Origin of the sequence: Paraburkholderia oxyphila NBRC 105797 (genome assembly GCF_000685075.1) — a bacterium.
Classification (GTDB): domain Bacteria; phylum Pseudomonadota; class Gammaproteobacteria; order Burkholderiales; family Burkholderiaceae; genus Paraburkholderia; species Paraburkholderia oxyphila.
In genome coordinates this window covers 1-1,212 of sequence record NZ_BAYD01000227.1, presented here as the reverse complement: position 1 = coordinate 1,212, position 1,212 = coordinate 1, and the positions used below count along the sequence as shown (strand labels likewise).

Below are 1,212 nucleotides of genomic sequence, written 5' to 3'. Positions count from 1 at the left end.
CCAACCGCCGCCGACGGTAAACCGGGTCGAGGCCGATGTCACCTGAAAGCGCGACACCGGGCGCCAGGCTCAGGCGTCTATCACGCTCGGGCGCGCATGGCGATGCGCCGCCGCCTGCTCATAGGCATGGCCGAGTTGCAGCACGCCCCAGTCGTCGCGATAGCGCCCGGCGATCTGCATGCCAATGGGCAGCCCCGTGGCGCTGAATCCGCAGGGCACGGCAAGCACCGGCGATTCGGTCGAGGACAGGTACCAGCAAATGCGCATCCAGTCGATATAGGACGTATGGGCTTGCCCCATGAACGACTCGGGCCAGCGCAGACCCGCGTCGAACGGCAGCATTTGCGTGGCAGGCAGCACGTAGAACGAGTGCTGGTTCATGAACTCGCGCATGCGCTGGAATAGCGCGCTCTTGCGCACGAACATCCGGCCGAGGTCGGCGGCGCTCAGCGAGCGGTGCAGCCGGCATTCATCCTCGATCTCGGGCTTGAGCATCGCCTGGCTCCGCGCGTCGAGTTGCTGCACGAGTGTGCCGATCATCCAGGCGAGCTCGATTCGGAATACGTCTTCGGCGTCGGCGAGATCGGGGTCGGGAAACACGTTATCTCGCGGCGCGATGCGCTTAATACCGCGGCTTGCGATTATCTGATCGATTGCTTCGAAGAGGCTGTAGCCTCCGTGCCACCGTTGTGATCGGACGCCGCCGCAAGCGTGTTGCCCGCGCCCGGCAGACAGTCAGCCTGATATTTCGCCTGCAATCGCTGTTCAGCCGCTTGCAGCTCCTGGGGGTAGTCGTCGTCGTCGTCTTCCGGGTAATAGCCCACCGCCTCGAGCTCCTTGAGTTCGTTTTGCAACTGCTGATGGGTCACCGGGTGCGTGGTACGGACGAAAGGGTAGTCCTGGCATTGCTGCGGGGTGAGCTTCGCGGAGGCAAATGCGGGAGAAGCGAGGAGGGACAAGAGAGCAAAGAGTGTGGTGCGTCGGGCGGTGTTCATGATCGGCTAATCCAGTGCATCGATGCTGCAAAGGCTACGCCGACCAAAGGAGCAAAAGCGGTTCACGCAGATTAAGGATATTTCATCTGTGCTCCACGCCTGGCTCGTTCCTGCGTCGCGAGCCAGTTGCCCGGTCTGGTCGGGCTTTTTTTCGTCGCGGAGAACCGCTGTAGCGACCCTAGAAATAAATATTTCAAAATCGCTTGACGAAGAGTTC

The 1,212-nt window shown here is 61.6% G+C and carries 3 protein-coding genes; all 3 read right to left on the bottom strand.

What is annotated here, in order from left to right; all coding sequences use genetic code 11:
* Positions 1-69 precede the first annotated feature (69 nt).
* The gene (locus tag BO1_RS48270; RefSeq protein WP_028223704.1) at positions 70-600 is read right to left on the bottom strand and encodes an amidase family protein; all 531 of its coding nucleotides are present in this window, start codon (positions 598-600) and stop codon (positions 70-72) included.
* 41 nt (positions 601-641) lie between these two features.
* Positions 642-995, bottom strand: coding sequence for a DUF4148 domain-containing protein (locus BO1_RS55910; protein WP_043289250.1), 354 nt, complete (start codon positions 993-995; stop codon positions 642-644).
* Positions 996-1,001: 6 nt separating this feature from the next.
* Positions 1,002-1,212 (bottom strand): hypothetical protein (locus BO1_RS60865; protein WP_218002882.1); only part of this gene is annotated, 211 nt, incomplete at its 5' end.